16 protein-coding genes are annotated in these 16,811 nt (G+C 62.0%); 10 read left to right on the forward strand and 6 right to left on the reverse strand.

From position 1 onward, the window contains the following. Positions 1 to 2 precede the first annotated feature (2 nt). The 4 genes from ACS4RS_RS28120 to ACS4RS_RS28135 all read left to right on the forward strand — a co-directional run bounded on the left by ACS4RS_RS28120 (position 3) and on the right by ACS4RS_RS28135 (position 5,383). A complete protein-coding gene (locus ACS4RS_RS28120) occupies positions 3 to 1,043 on the forward strand; it encodes an ABC transporter permease subunit (protein ID WP_439012658.1) in 1,041 nt (346 codons plus the stop codon). Between the two features lie 49 nt (positions 1,044 to 1,092). Continuing rightward, positions 1,093 to 2,190 carry a substrate-binding domain-containing protein gene (locus ACS4RS_RS28125; RefSeq protein WP_439012659.1) on the forward strand — a complete coding sequence of 366 codons (1,098 nt, stop codon included), beginning with the start codon at positions 1,093 to 1,095 and terminating at the stop codon, positions 2,188 to 2,190. A gap of 88 nt (positions 2,191 to 2,278) precedes the next feature. Next, complete coding sequence (locus ACS4RS_RS28130; RefSeq protein WP_439012660.1) at positions 2,279 to 2,617, forward strand: hypothetical protein; 339 nt, start codon at positions 2,279 to 2,281, stop codon at positions 2,615 to 2,617. Positions 2,618 to 3,400: 783 nt separating this feature from the next. After that, the gene (locus tag ACS4RS_RS28135; protein ID WP_439012661.1) at positions 3,401 to 5,383 is read left to right on the forward strand and encodes a methyl-accepting chemotaxis protein; all 1,983 of its coding nucleotides are present in this window, start codon (positions 3,401 to 3,403) and stop codon (positions 5,381 to 5,383) included. Positions 5,384 to 5,461: 78 nt separating this feature from the next. On the opposite strand, the gene mctP is transcribed toward ACS4RS_RS28135, so the two are convergent. The 5 genes from mctP to ACS4RS_RS28160 all read right to left on the reverse strand — a co-directional run bounded on the left by mctP (position 5,462) and on the right by ACS4RS_RS28160 (position 9,978). After that, the gene (gene mctP / locus ACS4RS_RS28140) at positions 5,462 to 6,937 is read right to left on the reverse strand and encodes a sodium:solute symporter family monocarboxylate transporter (protein ID WP_439012662.1); all 1,476 of its coding nucleotides are present in this window, start codon (positions 6,935 to 6,937) and stop codon (positions 5,462 to 5,464) included. Beyond that, positions 6,927 to 7,124: a DUF3311 domain-containing protein gene (locus tag ACS4RS_RS28145; protein WP_003591841.1), complete on the reverse strand. Its 198-nt coding sequence runs from the start codon at positions 7,122 to 7,124 to the stop codon at positions 6,927 to 6,929. The genes mctP and ACS4RS_RS28145 overlap by 11 nt, the downstream gene beginning before the upstream one ends. 248 nt (positions 7,125 to 7,372) lie before the next feature. Continuing rightward, a complete protein-coding gene (locus ACS4RS_RS28150) occupies positions 7,373 to 8,044 on the reverse strand; it encodes a two-component system response regulator MctR (protein WP_439012663.1) in 672 nt (223 codons plus the stop codon). Further along, a complete protein-coding gene (locus tag ACS4RS_RS28155) occupies positions 8,041 to 9,426 on the reverse strand; it encodes a two-component system sensor histidine kinase MctS (protein ID WP_439012664.1) in 1,386 nt (461 codons plus the stop codon). Before ACS4RS_RS28155 ends, ACS4RS_RS28150 begins: the two co-directional genes overlap by 4 nt. A gap of 87 nt (positions 9,427 to 9,513) precedes the next feature. Beyond that, the gene (locus ACS4RS_RS28160; protein ID WP_010029817.1) at positions 9,514 to 9,978 is read right to left on the reverse strand and encodes an Lrp/AsnC family transcriptional regulator; all 465 of its coding nucleotides are present in this window, start codon (positions 9,976 to 9,978) and stop codon (positions 9,514 to 9,516) included. 162 nt (positions 9,979 to 10,140) lie between these two features. Between ACS4RS_RS28160 and ACS4RS_RS28165 the strand changes: the two genes are divergently transcribed. From ACS4RS_RS28165 to ACS4RS_RS28185, 5 genes are all read left to right on the forward strand, one after another. Then, positions 10,141 to 10,920: an ATP-binding cassette domain-containing protein gene (locus ACS4RS_RS28165; protein ID WP_439012665.1), complete on the forward strand. Its 780-nt coding sequence runs from the start codon at positions 10,141 to 10,143 to the stop codon at positions 10,918 to 10,920. A gap of 47 nt (positions 10,921 to 10,967) precedes the next feature. Next, positions 10,968 to 11,741: a transporter substrate-binding domain-containing protein gene (locus ACS4RS_RS28170; RefSeq protein WP_439012666.1), complete on the forward strand. Its 774-nt coding sequence runs from the start codon at positions 10,968 to 10,970 to the stop codon at positions 11,739 to 11,741. 12 nt (positions 11,742 to 11,753) lie between these two features. Next, entirely contained in the window at positions 11,754 to 12,479 is a 726-nt protein-coding gene (locus ACS4RS_RS28175) for an ABC transporter permease (RefSeq protein ID WP_449314059.1), read from the forward strand. 12 nt (positions 12,480 to 12,491) lie between these two features. Beyond that, a complete protein-coding gene (locus tag ACS4RS_RS28180; RefSeq protein ID WP_439012667.1) occupies positions 12,492 to 13,181 on the forward strand; it encodes an ABC transporter permease subunit in 690 nt (229 codons plus the stop codon). A 112-nt stretch (positions 13,182 to 13,293) separates the two neighbouring features. Continuing rightward, positions 13,294 to 14,202, forward strand: coding sequence for a homocysteine S-methyltransferase family protein (locus tag ACS4RS_RS28185; RefSeq protein WP_439012668.1), 909 nt, complete (start codon positions 13,294 to 13,296; stop codon positions 14,200 to 14,202). Positions 14,203 to 14,220: 18 nt separating this feature from the next. Here ACS4RS_RS28185 and ACS4RS_RS28190 read toward each other — a convergent pair whose 3' ends face one another. Then, the gene (locus tag ACS4RS_RS28190; RefSeq protein WP_439012669.1) at positions 14,221 to 14,661 is read right to left on the reverse strand and encodes a MarR family transcriptional regulator; all 441 of its coding nucleotides are present in this window, start codon (positions 14,659 to 14,661) and stop codon (positions 14,221 to 14,223) included. Between the two features lie 247 nt (positions 14,662 to 14,908). On the opposite strand from ACS4RS_RS28190, the gene ACS4RS_RS28195 reads away from it, so the two are divergent. Next, the gene (locus ACS4RS_RS28195) at positions 14,909 to 16,723 is read left to right on the forward strand and encodes a chloride channel protein (RefSeq protein WP_439012670.1); all 1,815 of its coding nucleotides are present in this window, start codon (positions 14,909 to 14,911) and stop codon (positions 16,721 to 16,723) included. Positions 16,724 to 16,811: the final 88 nt, after the last annotated feature.

Raw genomic sequence — 16,811 nt, forward strand, 5'->3', positions numbered from 1 at the left:
CCATGCAATCCATTGAATCCACCGCGCTGGAGCCGACCAAGAGCGAAATGGCCGGCCTGTCCATTGGCCAGAAGATCGGCCGCCTGATCCCGGTCTACGGACTGGTGATCCTGACCCTCGGCCTGATCGTGATCTTCTCGATCCTGCTGCCGGATACGTTCCCGACCGTGCTGAACGTTCGCTCGATCGTCTCCGACAAGGCGATCATCGCGCTTCTGTCCCTGGCTGCAATGATCCCGATGGCATCGGGCCGCATCGATCTGACAGTCGGCTACGGCATCGTACTCTGGCACATCCTCGCCATCAGCTTGCAGACGGCCTACGGCCTGCCCTGGCCGGTCGCCGTCCTCATCGTTCTCGCGCTTGGCGTCCTCACGGGCTTCATCAACGGCCTGCTGGTCGAAGTCGCCAAGATCGACAGCTTCATCGCCACGCTCGGCACCGGCACGGTTCTTTACGCGCTTGCCCTTTGGCACACCGGCGGGCGGCAGGTGGTCGGTGTCCTGCCTGAAGGTTTTTATGCGCTGAACGGCACCATGCTGTTCGGCCTGCCGATCACCGGCTTCTATGTGCTCTTAATCGCCATCTGCATGTGGATCGTGCTCGAATACCTGCCAATCGGCCGGTATCTCTACGCGATCGGCGCCAATCCCAAGGCTGCGGCCCTCAATGGCATTCCGGTCCGCAAGTTCGTGATCGGCGCATTCGTCACCTCCGGCCTGCTGGCTGCTCTGACCGGGGTCCTTCTCGCCTCGAAGCTGCGCATCGGCCAGGCGAGCGTCGGTCTTGAATATCTGCTGCCGGCGCTGGTCGGCGCATTTCTGGGATCGACGACGATCAAGCCGGGCCGCGTGAACGTCTGGGGCACTTTGATCGGCGTCATCATCCTCGCGGTCGGCATATCAGGAATTCAGCAATTCGGCGGGTCGTTCTTCGTCGAACCGCTGTTCAACGGCGTGACCCTGCTGATTGCCATCGGCATAGCAGGTTATGCCCAGCGCAAGCGCGGAGCTGTGAGGAGGATCACACCCGCATCCAAATGAGGATGCCGGCTCACCGGCATTCCACAACAAACAATATGGAGGAGTGAACATGAAGCGCAGGACTTTATTGCAGGCAACGGTCGCAACCGTCGCCGTTATGCTCAGCATGCCGGCAATGGCCGATTCCATGGCCGACGCCAAGGCCGTGGTCGACAAGTATGCGTCCAAGGTGAGCGCATGGGATGGCCCGACGAGCGGCCCCAAGGGCGCTAGCGGAAAGAACATCGTCATCCTTGCCGGCGATATGAAGAACGGCGGCATTCTCGGCGTGGTCAACGGCGTTCAGGAAGCGGCAGGTGCTCTGGGCTGGACGGTCAAGGCGCTTGACGGCGCAGGCTCGATCGGCGGACGGACGGCGGCTTTCGGCCAGGCCATGGCGCTGAAGCCCGACGGCATCATCATCAACGGCTTCGACGCGGTCGAGCAGAAGCCGGCGATGGAAGCGGCAAAGGCGGCCGGCATTCCGATGGTTTCCTGGCACGCCGCCTCGGCCGTCGGTCCGGTTCCCGAAGTCGGCGTTTTCGCCAACGTCACCACCGATGCGATGGAAGTCTCGAAATCCGCAGCGGATTGGGCTTTCGTCGATGCCAACGGCAAGCCGGGGGTCATCATCTTCACCGACTCGACCTACGCGATTGCAATTGCCAAGGCCGACCGCATGAAGAAGGAGATCGAGGATCTCGGCGGTACCGTGCTGGAATATGTCGACACGCCCATCGCCGAAACCTCCCAGCGCATGCCGCAGCTGACCACGTCGCTGCTGCAGAAGTATGGCGCCAAATGGACGCATTCGCTGGCGATCAACGACCTCTACTACGACTTCATGGGACCGTCGCTCGCCTCGGCCGGCATTGCCGGCGACGGGAAGCCGGTGAACGTCGCAGCCGGCGACGGTTCGGAGAGCGCCTATCAGCGTATCCGCGCCAAGCAGTTCCAGGCGGTCACCGTTGCCGAGCCGCTCAACCTCCAGGGATGGCAGCTCGTCGATGAGCTGAACCGCGCTTTCGCCGGCGCCCCGTGGTCGGGCTATGTGTCGCCGCTGCATGTGGTGACCAGCGCGAACGTCGAGTTCGACGGCGGACCGAAGAACAGCTTCGATCCCGATAACGGCTATCGCGATCAATATAAGAAAATCTGGGGCAAATAAGCCTCCAATCAGGGCGTATCGATCGATACGCCCTCACCTCCCCGCATCACATCGATCCGGCTCCGGCGAGTTTTGGAAAAGAGAACCTATGATCATTCGTTATGCTTTGTTTGAAGGCGAAATCCATCCCGGCAGAGAAGAGGAATTCCGCGCCTTTGTCAGAGAGCGGCTCGTCCCTCTCTGGACGAAATTTCCAGGCGCCGAGGAAATCCGGGTTCTGGACGGGATTGAGCGCGACGACGGCGCGCCGGTCTATGCCATGGCCCTGGCGATCCGTTATCCCGATATGGATGCGGTGAGCGCAGCGCTAAGCTCCGATGTGCGCTTCGAGAGCCGCGAGGTCACCGGCGAGCTCCTGCAGCTCTTCACCGGCAAGGTGCATCATCACGTATTCCAGGCCAACGAATACCCGCCGGCCGCTGCCTGATATCCTGCGGCCCGAACTTCGGCGACGGCTGGGCTGGAGGGTAGAATTTCAGGCCTTCAGCCAGCGTCTCCTTGTTGAAATGGATGAGCACCAGCCGATGCGAGGCGCGCAACGCTCCGGCAACGTCGACGCTCGAGTGCTACCTCGTAGGCAGTCTCTCACCTCGAGCGCTTCGCTGGTGCGGCATTACCAGTCCACGCGCACGGCACTGTCCAGCAGTTCCTGCCAGCTTGCTGCGAGGTTCCGATCGTGCCTTGACTTGGAAGACGCCTGTTGTGCCACCTCTGCCCTATTGCTTTCCGCACCGCATCGTCTGCGAGAACTTCTAACTATTCTCAAAGAGTTGCGCTTAACGGCGAACTTGACCGCTGAACATCGATGCTGGCAGGCGAATTCAAACCGCCCGTTTGCAACAGGAAATTTGTGCCAACTCAAACCAACAACTTGGTGTACTCTTTCCGGCGCGGGCGTTGGTGTCATTAAAACCAAAAATGCGAAGAAATATCCAAAAAGCGCAGCAGAATAACGCCCTGTCGGCTTCGTTTACACTCTCTAAAATATCTCCTTCTACGTTTAAGGATATCGGAGTGACGTTCTAAGAATCGTCACCTACGCCATGATGGCCGGCCAGGTATCCCGAAATCCCGCATGAAATCGACGTTGTTACCCTGACGCTCGCGTGGGCCTTAGACGCGACGTGCGCGGTGGTGCCCGGCGACGCATTCGGGGACAGATCCTGGTCACAGACACCTTTAAACCTCGCCAGCACGACGGAGCGCGCGAATGAACAGCATTAAGAGTTTCGGGATCGCGATGCGTCTCGCCCTTGGTTTCAGCTTTCTGATCGTGCTGATGGCCGGCCTCAGCATCTACGCGGCGGTGCAGGTCGCGGAGATCAACAACAATCTGGGGACGATCAACGACGTCAACAGCGTCAAGCAGCGCTTTGCCATCAACTACCGCGGCAGCGTGCACGATCGGGCGATCGCCATTCGCGACGTGACCCTGGTGACCTCCGCCGATGAACGCAAGGCGGCCGAGGCACTGATCGAAAAGCTCGCCGCTTCCTACGCCGAAAACGAAAAACGCATGGCGGAGATGGTTGCGTCGCCGGCGGGTGCCACGGATCAGGAAAAGACCATTCTGAGCGAAATCGCCGACATCCAGGCGAAAACCAATCCCCTGGTCGCCCAGATCATTGCGCTGCAGGAGAAGGGCGATGGCGAGGCAGCCCGCAAGATCCTGCTCGAACAGGCAAGGCCGGCCTTCGTGGCCTGGCTCGGCGCCATCAACAAATTCATCGACTACCAGGAAGCATTGAACAAATCGATTGGCGGTGAGGTTCGCAGCACGGCAAGCGGCTTCAAGCCGATGGTCCTGACGGCGCTCGGCATCGCGGCTCTTCTTTCGATCGTTGCCGCGGCGATCACCGCGCGCACAATCGTCGGCCCGCTGGCAAAACTGCAGCTTTCGCTGAAGGCGATGGCGGAAGGCAATCTCGACGGCGACCGTCGCCTCGAAGCACGCGGCGATGAGATCGGCAAGCTTGCGCGAGCCGTGGCCGGCCTGCGCGACGCCATTTCGGCAAAGGCGGAGCGGGAAGCCGACACGGAAGCCAAGCGGGCGGTCGCAGAACGGCATCGGCTCGAACAGGATGCCGATGAACGCCGCACCCTTGCCGAGCAGACGGACCGGGCGGTCGGCCAGCTTGGCGCTGCATTGCAGGCGCTGGCCGACGGCGATCTCACGCAGCAGATCGGCACGCCGTTCATTCCGTCCCTGGAAAAGCTCAGAGCCGACTTCAATGCCGCGGTCGAAAAGCTGCGCGCCGCCATGCAGAAGGTTTCCCAGAACGCCAGCGCCATCGCCGCCGGCGCGCAGGAGATCCGCTCCGCTTCGGACGATCTCGCCAAGCGGACCGAACAGCAGGCCGCCTCCGTCGAGGAAACCGCCGCCGCCCTTGAAGAGATCACCACCACCGTCGCCGACTCGAGCAACAAGGCTCAGGAAGCAGGGCAACTCGTTCGCAAGACCAAGGACAATGCGGAACGCTCGGGCAGCGTCGTCCGGGATGCGGTCGACGCCATGGGCAAGATCGAATCCTCCGCCACCGAAATCGGCAGCATCATCGGCGTCATCGACGAGATCGCGTTCCAGACCAACCTGCTGGCGCTGAATGCCGGCGTCGAAGCCGCCCGTGCCGGTGAAGCAGGCAAGGGTTTTGCCGTCGTCGCCCAGGAAGTGCGCGAGCTGGCGCAGCGTTCCGCCAAGGCGGCAAAGGAAATCAAGGAACTGATCAACGCTTCGAACGGCCATGTGAAAAACGGCGTCGCCCTGGTTGGCGAGACCGGAAAAGCCCTGCAGGAGATTGCAGCGCAGGTGCAGCAGGTCGATGGTAATGTCGGCGCCATCGTCGGTGCTTCCCAGGAGCAGGCGACAGGACTGAAAGAGATCAATACCGCCGTCAACAGGATGGACCAGGGTACACAGCAGAACGCCGCCATGGTGGAAGAAGCCACAGCCGCCTCTCATAACCTCGCCAAGGAAGCCGATGCATTGTTCCAGTTGGTCAGCCAGTTCAACATTGGCGGAGCGGCGGCATCCAAGCGCATATCGCAGCCGGTCGCCGTGGCACAGCATGCTCAACCCGTGGCCTCGCCGGCACGCCAGATGATCGCCAAGGTGGGCAGGTCGTTCCAGGGGAATGCGACCCAGAATGCGGCCCAAGGTAATGCAGCTTTGGCCGGCGATTGGGAAGAATTTTGATCGCCCGACCTCTCCTCAGCCTCTACTGAAAAAGTAAAAGCACGAAGGGCAGCGTTTGCTGCCCTTCGTATTTCTGTCCTAGGCCCGAGCCGGAGCCTTGGCCGGAAGCAGGGCGTTGACGACGACGGCAACGCCGATATTTGCCGCAAGCGCCAGCAGTCCGGTATAGACGGTGAAGGGTTCGCCGCCGAGGCTGATCAGGTGCAGCGGCTTCCAGCCGGCATCCCAGACGAGGAAGGTGCCGCCGCAGAAGCCGACGAACCAGCCGGCGAGCAGCCCGGGTGCACGGAACCAGTTAGTATAGAGGCCGAAGACCAGGGCCGGAAGCGTCTGCAGGATCCAGATGCCGCCGAGCAGCTGCAGGTCGAGTGCGAACTGCGTCGGCAGGAAGATGATGACGAGCAGTGCCCCGACCTTCACCACCAGCGACGTCACCTTTGCGACCTTGGCTTCGCCGGCATCGCTGACTTTCGGATCGACATAGGCCTTCCAGAAATTGCGGGTGAAGAGATTGGCGGCACCAATGCTCATCACAGCTGCCGGCACCAATGCCCCGATGGCGATCGCCGCAAAGGCGAAGCCGGAGAACCAGCCCGAAAACAGCGTCTTGAACAGGGTCGGAACGACGTCATTGGCGCTGTCGAGCTTCAGGTTGGCGGCATGGCCCATATAGCCGAGCAGCGCCAGAAGGCCGAGCAGCAGCGTATAGGCTGGCAGCATGATCGCATTCTTGCGGATCGTCTTGCCGCTGTTGGAGGCAAAGATGCCGGTCAGCGTATGCGGATACATGAAGGCCGCAAGCGCCGACCCAAGAGCGAGCGTGGCATAGGCGACATATTGATTGCCGCCGAGCAACAGGTTGCCGGAGCCCTTGGCCTGGAAGGCCGCATCGGCCGAGGCGAAGACATTGGCATAGCCCCCGAGCTTCGACGGGATGAGCGCGACGGCTGCGATCACCACGATATAGATCATGATGTCCTTGACGAAGGCGATCAGAGCCGGGGCGCGCAGGCCCGCGGAGTAAGTGTATAGCGCCAGCACGATGAAGGCGATCGCAAGCGGCAGTTCGCCATGCAGCCCGAGTGCCTTCAGGACCGCCGTCATGCCGACGAGCTGGAGGGCGATGTAAGGCATGGTGGCGATGACGCCCGTTGCTGCGACCGCGAGTTCGAGGCCGCGCGATCCGTATTGGCCATGGACGACGTCGGCGGCGGTCACATAGCCGAACTCCTTGGCGCGTTTCCACAGGACTGGCATGACCATGAAGACGAAGGGATAGACGACGATGGTATAGGGCAGCGCGAAGAAGCCGTAGGCGCCGACCGTATAGACCAGCGCCGGGACGGCGATCACGGTATAGGCGGTATAGAAATCGCCGCCGACGAGGAACCAGGTGATCCAGGTGCCGAAGTTGCGGCCGCCGAGACCCCATTCATCGATGTGGGCGAGCGTCTCGGGCTTGCGCCAGCGGCTGGCGACGAAACCCATGACCGTGACGAGGACGAAAAAGAAGATGAAGACGGCAAGCGCCGTGCCATTGATGTCAGTCGTCATGGCGAACGCTCCGGTAAGCGATCCAGGTCAATGTCGCCGTGATCGGCACCCAGAGAAGCTGATACCAGTAGAAGAAGGGAAAGCCGAAAAGCGATGGCTCGCGGAGATTGTAAAATGCCGGCCAGAGCAGACCTATATACGGGATGATCAGCAGCCAGAGCGCTGCCTTGCTACGTGGTTTTTCCATGTCGGAATACCTTTCAGGCGCCGCAATAGCGGTCGCCATGTTCCAGTTGTCGGGCGTGGAAGGCAGGTCTGTCAGCCGGCGGCGGCAGCAGGCCCGGTTCGGGTCGCTCGAGCTTTTCCGGCGGATCGGAAGCTGATGTAACGCATGTGAATTCCTCCCAACGGCTTGGCGCTTGGCCAGCCGTGACTGGAGTCCTAGGGCGTTGGTTTTATCCCCACAAGATGGGCGCAGAGGCGAAATACCAGGGTCTACCCAGAAGTGGGTAGGCGCGGATTTCCCCCGACGCCCGAGGCGATGCCGTGGTCGAGGGCATAGCGGATAAGGCCAGCCGTGGTGGCGATGCCGAGCTTTTTCTTGAGGTTTTTGCGATGGGTTTCGGCGGTGGCGGAGCTTATCCCGAGCATTTCGGCGATCTCGCGGTTGCTCCTGCCGGCAACGATCAGCCCGAGAATGTCACGCTCGCGCGGCGTCAAGGGATCGCTCCCCTCCTCCGCGCGTTCTCCCATCAGCGCATCGAAGACGCCGGAGGAAAAATAGGTGCCGCCGCCGGCGACGGTTTCGATGGCCGCGACGATCTCGTCCGTCGAAACGTCCTTGAGGACGTAGCCGGCGGCGCCATGCATGACGGAGGAGGAAATATACTCGCGGATGTCATGCATCGAGAGCATCACGACGCGGGCCTCAGGAAATTCGCTTCGAAACAATTCGATCGCATCGATGCCGCTGAGCTTCGGCATGTTGATGTCCATCAGCACCACCTGCGGCTGGATCTGCCGGGCAATGTCGAGCCCGGTTTGCGCGAGGCCCGCGGTGCCGGCGACTTCGATATGGTCGAAGGTGTCGAGCACGGCTTTCAGCCCGTCCAGCACCAGCGGATGATTGTCGATCAAGAGCACCCTGATTTTGGGTCGTTTCGTCATGCGGCTTCCGACTGCTTGCCGGCGGCAAGATTGGCCGATCTCGGCATCATCGCCGTCAGCGTCGTGCCGGCCTCGCTGCTGTTGATCAGCAGCAGGCCGCGGAAGTGGGCCATCCGCTCCTGCATGTTGCGCAGGCCGAGGCCCGACCTGCCGGATGCCCCGTCCCTGCTGCCATCGAAGCCGGCGCCATTGTCGGATATCGTCATGCGGGCGCGGCCACTGTCACTCCAGAGCTTGACCGAAAGCTTCGAGGCGCCCGAATGCCGCTCGACATTGTTGAAGGCTTCCTGCGCCACGCGATAAAGCGCGGTGTTGGCTTCGGCCTTCAGCGTGTCGGTGAACGCCGAAGCGTCGATTTCCGTCTCGATCCCCGTTCGCTCGGCAAAATGGTGACAGAGCGCTTCGAGCGCGGCCTTGAGGCCGAGATCGTCAAGCACGCGGGGCCGCAGATCATGCGAGAGCAGCCGGATTTCCTTGATGGCGCCGTTCAGCGCTTCGACGCCGCGCTCGATGGTCAACGCAGCCTCATCGACATTGGTCCTGACCTTGCGGCCGGCGAGGTCCATTGCATAACGCACGCCGAGAAGAGTTTGGGAGATGCCGTCATGCAGCTCGCGAGCCAGCCGCGTGCGCTCCTCTTCCTGGGTGTCGATCACCCGCTGCGTCAGCGCCTTGAGCCGGCCATCGGCCATGCGGCGCTCGTGGAACGTCAGCAGCATGCAGGTGGTGAACACCACGAGCACCGAAGGCACGGCGATCAGCGCAACGATGACGAAGGTCCGTCTGATGTTGGCGCGCATCACCTTGTTGGCGGCCGCACTTTGGGCAAAGACGTCATCCAGGTAGACGCCGGTGCCCACCACCCAGTGCCATTTGTCGAGGCTGACGACGAAGGAGAGCTTGTCGGCGATCTGCCCGGTCGACGGCTTCTGCCATTTGTACTGATGCAGGCCGCCGCCCGCGCGGGCCGTGGCGATCAGCTCGGCAATGACCTTGTCGCCATCCGGATCAGTGAGATCGAGCCAATTGTGCCCATGCCGGAAACTCTGGCGCGGATGGACGATATTGTTGCCGTCATAATCGTAGACGAAGAAATATCCGTCCTTGCCGTAGTCGAGCGAGGTCAGAATCTCAGCCACCTGCTGCTTGGCGGCTTCGTCGTCGGCGCCGGCCTTGTCATAGATGGTCTGGATGGCGGAGAGGGCAAGATTGGTCAGGTTGAGGATCTCGGCTTCCTTGGTCTTCAGCATGTTCTGCTCGAAGGTATCGATGCTGTTCTTGGCGAGGTTTGCCGATTGCCAGGTGATGAAGGTGGTGATCGCGAGGATCGAGATGACGAGCGGGACGATCGCCAATGCGATGATCTGGTGTCGTAACGTCAAGGCTCGTTCCTCCCGAGAATTTGCGCCCGGAATTATGCCCTTTGTCCTATATGAGTCCAGTCGCTTGCCGCTGAGACAGGATGATCGCTATTCCAGGGGCACGAACAGGCCGAGCTTGACGTCGCGCAGCACGACATTGGTGTGCATGCGACGGATCTGCGGATTGTCCGCCATGATCAGGGCGGCGATATCGTCATAATGTTCGACGTCGCGGGCGGTGACGATGGCGATCAGATCGACCGCGCCGGTGACGTAATAGACCTGCTGGATATGATCCTGCTTCTCGGCCCAGACGCGGAATTTCGCCAGCGCGTCGTAATTGTCCCGCTCGATCTCCATCCCGACGATGAACACCATCGATGTCCCCGTCGCCTTCCGGTCGACGACGGCGACCTCCGCCTTGATGATCCCCTCCTCGCGCAGGCGTTTCAGCCGCCGCTGCACGGCCGAGACCGACAGGCCGATCCGCTCGGCGATCGTTTCGGCCTTCAGCTGGCAGTCGCGCTGAACGATATCGAGAATGTCACGGTCAAAACGATCCAGCTGTTCCATTGTCCAGTCCAATTCCGCTTATGGCATTTAATAGATTTCGCCGCATTCGATGCGCGAGGAAGATTATTTTGCGCATAATATGCAAAATGGGTGATAATTGCGCGAAAAAACCGCGTTGTTTTATCATTATCCTTCGCAAACTCAGTTCAGCCGGACCCCTGCATGTCGGATCAGCCCTTTCCTGCTCTTCGCGTCGAAGATCTCCATAAAAGCTTCGGCTCGCAACAGGTTCTCAAGGGTATCTCGACGGAGGCCCACAAGTCCGATGTGATTTCGATCATCGGCTCGTCAGGCTCCGGCAAGAGCACGTTTCTCAGATGCATCAATTTCCTGGAAACGCCGGATCGCGGCCGCATTGCCGTCAACGGTGAGGACGTCGTGCTGAAAGCCGGTCGCGGCGGGCGGCTGCAGCCGCAAAGCTGGCGGCAGATCGAGCGGCTGCGGGCGGGGCTCGGCATGGTCTTTCAGAGCTTCAATCTCTGGGCTCATCGCACCGTGCTGGAAAACGTCATCGAGGCGCCGGTGCATGTCATGGGCATGTCCAAGCGCGAGGCGATCGAAAAGGCCGAAGCCCTGCTCCACAAGGTCGGGCTCTTCGACAAGCGCGACACCTATCCCGCCTTCCTCTCCGGCGGCCAGCAGCAGCGCGCGGCGATTGCTAGAGCCCTCTGCGTCGATCCCGCCGTCATGCTGTTCGACGAGCCGACATCGGCGCTCGATCCGGAGCTGGTCGGCGAGGTCCTGAAAGTCATCCGCGATCTCGCGGAAGAAGGCCGGACCATGCTGATCGTCACCCATGAAATGCGCTTCGCCCGGGATGTTTCGAGCCGCGTCCTCTTTCTGCATCAGGGACGGATCGAGGAGGAAGGGCCGCCGGAACAGGTTTTCGGGGCGCCGGTCAGCGCCCGCTGCCGGGAATTCACCCGTCTCAGCGCCCATTGATCCACACCAGCCATCATCGACACCCACGAACCAGGAGAATCCTGCGAATGAAACTGCTCCCCATGCTTTTTGCCGGCGCGGCCCTTGCGCTTTCCGCGGTCACCGCGCAGGCCGAAGTCCGCTTCGGTGTCATGAACGAATCCTATCCTCCCTTCTTTGCCAAGGACGCCTCGGGTGAGTGGCACGGATGGGAAATCGACTTCATGAACGCCGTCTGCACGGAGATGAAGGAGAAATGCTCGATCGTCGACATTTCCTGGGATGGTCTCATTCCGGCTCTCCAGAGCAAGAAGTTCGACGTGATCTGGTCGTCGATGTCGAACACGGCAGAACGCTCGAAGGTGATCGACTTCACCGACAAATACTACAACACGCCGAGCACCCTGATCGGCCCCAAGGACCAGAAGCCGGGCGCCACTGCCGAAGACGTGAAGGGCAAGACCATCGGCATCCAGGTGTCGACGATCCAGTCTGAATATTACAAGAAGTATTTTGCCAATGCTGCCGAGGAGAAGACCTACCAGACGCTCGACGAGGCTTTCCAGGATCTGGCATCCGGCCGTATCGACTACGTCTTCGGCGATTCGCTGGCGCTCGACGCGTTCCTGAAAAGCGACGGCGGCATGGATTGCTGCGCCAAGATGGGCGATGTCGCCGACGACAAGGAAATTCTCGGAGCCGGCGTTTCGGGTGGTCTGCGCAAGGAAGACACGGAGCTGAAAGCCAAGCTGAATGCGGCGATCGCTGCGGTTCGCGCCAACGGCCAGTATGACGCCATCACCAAGAAATACTTCGACTTCGACATCTACGGCGCGAAGTAAGCAGTCCAAAAGATGGCGACCGCACAACAAGGCATTCTCGACCTGCTGTCTCCCTATCCTCCGGGATGGGGCGGCGTTCTTCTGGCAGGCGCTGTCTCCACGGTCGCCATCTCGGCCTGCGCCTTTGCGGTCGGACTTTTGCTCGGCACCGGCGGCGCGCTTGGAAAGCTTTCCGGCAATCGCCTGCTCCGGCTGCTGCTCGATTGCTACACCACCGTCATCCGCGCGGTTCCCGAGCTGATCCTGATCGTCGGGCTCTATTATGCCGGCACCGACGGCCTCAATCGGCTGCTCGCGGCATTGGAGCTGCCGCCGGTCAACGTCAACGGCTTCGTCGCGGCCGTCGCCGTGCTCGGCTTCGTGCAGGGCGCCTATATGACGGAGGTGCTGCGCGGCGCGATCCTCGCCATTCCCCTCGGCCAGATCGAGGCGGCCAAGGCCTTCGGCATGGAACCGATGCTGCGGTTCCGCCGTGTCCTGCTGCCGGCGCTTTTGCCGAACGCGCTGCCGGGGCTTGCCAATCTATGGATGTCTGTCACCAAGGACAGCGCGCTGGTCGCGGTCGTCGGCTACCAGGAACTGGCGCTCGCCACCCGCCTCGCCGGGGCAAGCACCAAACATTACTTTGTGTTTTTCCTGGCTTCCGCCCTTCTCTATCTCGCCATCACGCTCGTTTCCAACGTCGCCTTCAAAGTGATCGAGGGGCGGGTGCGGCGGGGACAGCCTCGCCATGCCTGAAGAAAGCGCCCCATGAGTTTCACCTGGATCTCTTCCTACTGGCCGCTTCTTCTGACCGGCGCCTGGCAGACGGTGTCGCTGCTGGTCATCTCGGTGGTGTTCGGTTTCATCATCGCCATCGGTCTCGCCTTCGCGCAGGTCAGCGGCGGCAGGGTAACGCGGCTGCTTGCCCGCGGCTACTGCACCTTCTTCCGCGGCACGCCGCTGCTGATCCAGCTCTGGCTTCTCTATTACGGCGTCGGCTCGCTGCTGCCCATGGTTCCCGGCATCCGCCAGAGCCTGTTCTGGCCGATCCTGCGCGAAGGCTTCTTCTTTGCCGCCGTCAGCTTTACGCTGAACTATGCTGCCTATGAGGCGGAGGTTTTGCGCGGCGCCCTGCTTGCCGTGCCCAAGGGCGAGCTCGAAGCCGGCCGGGCCTTTGGGCTGTCGCCGTGGAAGCTCGTCCGGCGCATCTGGCTGCCGCGCGCCATCCGCATCGCCCTGCCGACCATTGCCGGCGAAATCGTCATGCAGCTCAAGGCGACGCCGCTTGCCTTCACGGTGACGGTGATGGATCTCTATGCCGTGGCGAACAAGGTCCGCCAGGACACGCTGCTCGTCTACGAACCTTTGCTCGTCGTCACCCTCTTCTATCTCGCTTTGACCGCAGTCATCGCCCGCGTCTTTCGAGGTCTCGAAGCGCAGGTGCCGGTGCGGCGGTAGCCGAGAGATGGACCCGCCATGAACCCCGGCGCGTATCGACGCGCACCTTACCCCGTTTGTTATGAAAAGCCCGCCGCCGGTAACGGCGCGGCAGCCTGAATGGAGACCCTTGATGAGCACGACACGAATCCTCGATGGCGGCATGAGCCGCGAGCTGCTGCGGCTCGGCGCCGAATTGAAACAACCGGAATGGTCGGCCCTGGCGCTGATCAATGCGCCGGATATCGTCCGCGAGGTGCATAAGGAATTCATCGCCGCCGGCTCTGAGGTCATTACGACCAACAGCTATGCGCTGGTGCCTTTCCATATCGGCGAGGACCGTTTCGAGAAGGAGGGGGCGGCGCTGATCCGTCTTGCCGGCCGCCTGGCGCGCGAGGCCGCCGAATGTGTCACCGATCGCAAGGTGCTGGTCGCCGGTTCGCTGCCGCCGATCTTCGGCTCCTACGAGCCGCAGAATTTTCAGCCGGCGCGGGTGCAGGACTATCTGAAGGTGCTTGTCGACAACCTCGCGCCCTTCGTCGACATATGGCTCGGCGAGACGCTGAGCCTGATCGCCGAGGGCGAGGCCGTCCGCGAGGCCGTGGCAACAACCGGCAAACCGTTCTGGATCTCCTTCACATTGGCGGATGACGAGGCGGACATCGAAAGCGGCGAAGCGAAGCTCCGCTCCGGCGAAAGTGTCGAGGCGGCTGCCTCCTGGGCGATCTCGTCAGGTGCGGAAGCCTTTCTGTTCAACTGCAGCAAGCCTGAAGTCATGCGAGGCGCCGTCGAGACGGCGGCGCGCGTGTTCCGCCAGGCGGACGCTCGGATCGAAATCGGGGTTTATGCCAACGCCTTCGAAGGGGAGCAGGGCGCATCGGCCGCCAATGAAGGCCTGCACGAAACCCGCGACGATCTGAACGACGATGCCTATTCGCGTTTTGCCTGCTCCTGGGCCGAGGCCGGCGCGACGATCATTGGCGGCTGCTGCGGCATCGGCGCCGCCCATATCCATCGTCTCGGCAAGACACTTTCAAGATAAGCCGCGGCGCGGCTTCGTTCATTGCGCTTTCAGAGCCGTCTTCTGAAGCTCGAGCAGAAGCTCGATCAGCTTCGGCGCCATCACCCTGATTTCAGAAAGATGGACGGCGCTCAGCCGCGTCAGAAGCTCGTCGGCCTTTTCGGTCAGGAGCAGCGTCTGACGCCGCCTGTCGGCCGGGTCTGCATGGCGTTCGACCAGCCCGGCATCCGACAGCCGTCCGACGAGCTCGGTCGCCGTGTGGGGCGCGATGATCAGCCGCTCGGCCAGCATGCCGATGGTCATCGCTTCGCCGTCGCGTTGCCCCTTGATCGCCAGCAGCGCCTGATGCTGCTGCACGGGCAGTCCTTCCGACTGGGCGGCGGAGGCGCTGAAGTCCATGAACTGGCGAAGCGCGAACCTCAGATCGGCGAGCGCCTCGTAATCCTCCTGTCTCAGCGAGGGGATTTTCTTCACACTCATTCTCCTCTGCCGCTTGCGCGAAGCGACGGTGCTCGGCTGCCGTGTCTCGCTGTCCAGGTAACGGGCGGAACCAGCTTCTGCGCGCGAACTCTTCGCCGATCCCGAATAGATGGGCAGCCGCCAGCCGGTCAAGTGAGGCATCATCTGAGACATTTTCGCCGTCCTGCTTTCGTCCATTGATTTATATCGTATCACGATATAATGACACCGCTCAAGTATACCCCACTCCCGCGTAGCAGAGGCTTCCATGGCGCAGCATCAACCCAGCAACCGGCCGCATGATTTCACCGGCGGTCTTTCCCGGCGCGAGGCCGGCGATTTCACCACCGACAGGCGGGTTCTCCTGCTGGTCGGGATGTCCATCATCGTCGGCAGTGCGGGCGCCTTTGCGGCCTGGTGTCTCGTCAGCCTGATCGCGCTTGTGACCAATGTCATCTGGTTCGGGCAGATCGGCATTCAGTCCGCTTCTCTGGCCGCCGTGCCGCGCTCGCTGTGGGTGGTGCTGGTGCCGCCGCTCGGCGGGCTGGTGATCGGCCTGATGGCCCGCTTCGGATCGGAGAAGATCCGCGGCCACGGCATTCCCGAGGCGATCGAAGCCATCCTGATCGGCGGCAGCCGGATGTCGCCGAAGGTCGCGGTCCTGAAGCCGCTGTCCTCGGCAATCTCGATCGGAACCGGCGGCCCGTTCGGCGCCGAAGGACCGATCATCATGACGGGTGGGGCGATCGGATCGCTCTTTGCGCAATTCTTCCACATGAGCGCGGCCGAGCGGAAGACGCTGCTCGTTGCGGGTGCCGCCGCGGGCATGACGGCAATCTTCGGCTCGCCGATCGCCGCGGTCATGCTGGCGGTCGAACTCCTATTGTTCGAATGGAAGCCGCGCAGCTTCATCCCCGTCGCCGTTGCCGCCTGCGTGTCGATCTACTGGCGTCCGCTGTTCTTCGGCACAGGCCCGCTGTTCCCGACCCATTTCCAGGTTGATTTGCCTTGGTGGGGGATTTTCGCCTGTGCGGCGATGGGCATCATATCGGGGCTGCAATCGGGATTGCTGACGACGCTGCTCTATCGGATCGAGGACCTGTTCGAGGCGCTGCCGATCCACTGGATGTGGTGGCCCATGCTCGGCGGTCTCGTCATCGGCCTCGGCGGACTGGTCGAACCGCGGGCGATGGGCGTCGGCTACGACATCATCGATGGCCTGCTCAACAACCGCCTGCTCGCACCGGCTGTCATGTTGATCCTGCTGGTGAAGACCGTCATCTGGCTGTTTGCCTTGTCGTCGGGCACTTCGGGCGGCGTGCTCGCTCCGCTGCTCATCTTCGGCGGCGCTCTCGGATGGCTGGTCGGGCTCGTTATGCCGGGCAACGATCCGGGTTTCTGGGCGCTGCTCGGAATGGCCGCCATGATGGGCGGAACCATGCGTGCCCCGCTCACCGGCACCTTCTTTGCGATGGAGATCACCGGCGACATCGGCACGCTTGTTCCGCTGCTCGCCGCAACGGTCGTGGCCTATGCCGTCACGGTGCTGCTGCTGCGCCGCTCGATCCTCACCGAGAAGATTGCGCGCCGCGGCCAGCACATAACCCGCGAATATGGCGTCGATCCGTTCGAACTCTCCCGGGCAAGGGAGATCATGATCGGCGATGTCGACACGCTTCCCGTCACCATGACGGTCGGAGAAGCCTGCGATTTCTTCGCCTCCCAAGAGAAAACCCATCGGATCTACCCGGTGATCGATGCTTCAGGCAGGCTGGCCGGCATCGTCTCGCGCGCGGATGCCCTGCTCTGGCAGGGGAAAGCGGATCTCGCCGTCCAGACGCTCGGCGAAAACGTCGCGGACGGCTCCGTTCCCGTCGGGCATCCGGACGATACCGTCGCCTTCATCGCCGACCTGATGCTGTCGACCGGCGACGGCCGCATTCCGATCGTCGAGCCCGCTTCCGGCAAACTGTGCGGCCTGATCGCCCGCAAAGATCTGCTGCGGCTGCGCAGTTCCTTGAGGTCGGCGGAACTCGATCGGCGGCCTTATCTGACTGCTGGTCCGAGGAGCAAGTTGCAGTAACGTTCTGCGGTTCTTCCGCATCGCTGCCGCAACTGCCGCGCGTCGCATGTGTCAGGTCCCATGCGGCGCGTGTTTACGTCTGGACACC

The sequence above is a fragment of the Rhizobium sp. F40D2 genome, assembly GCF_051810745.2.
In the GTDB taxonomy this organism is placed as follows: domain Bacteria; phylum Pseudomonadota; class Alphaproteobacteria; order Rhizobiales; family Rhizobiaceae; genus Rhizobium.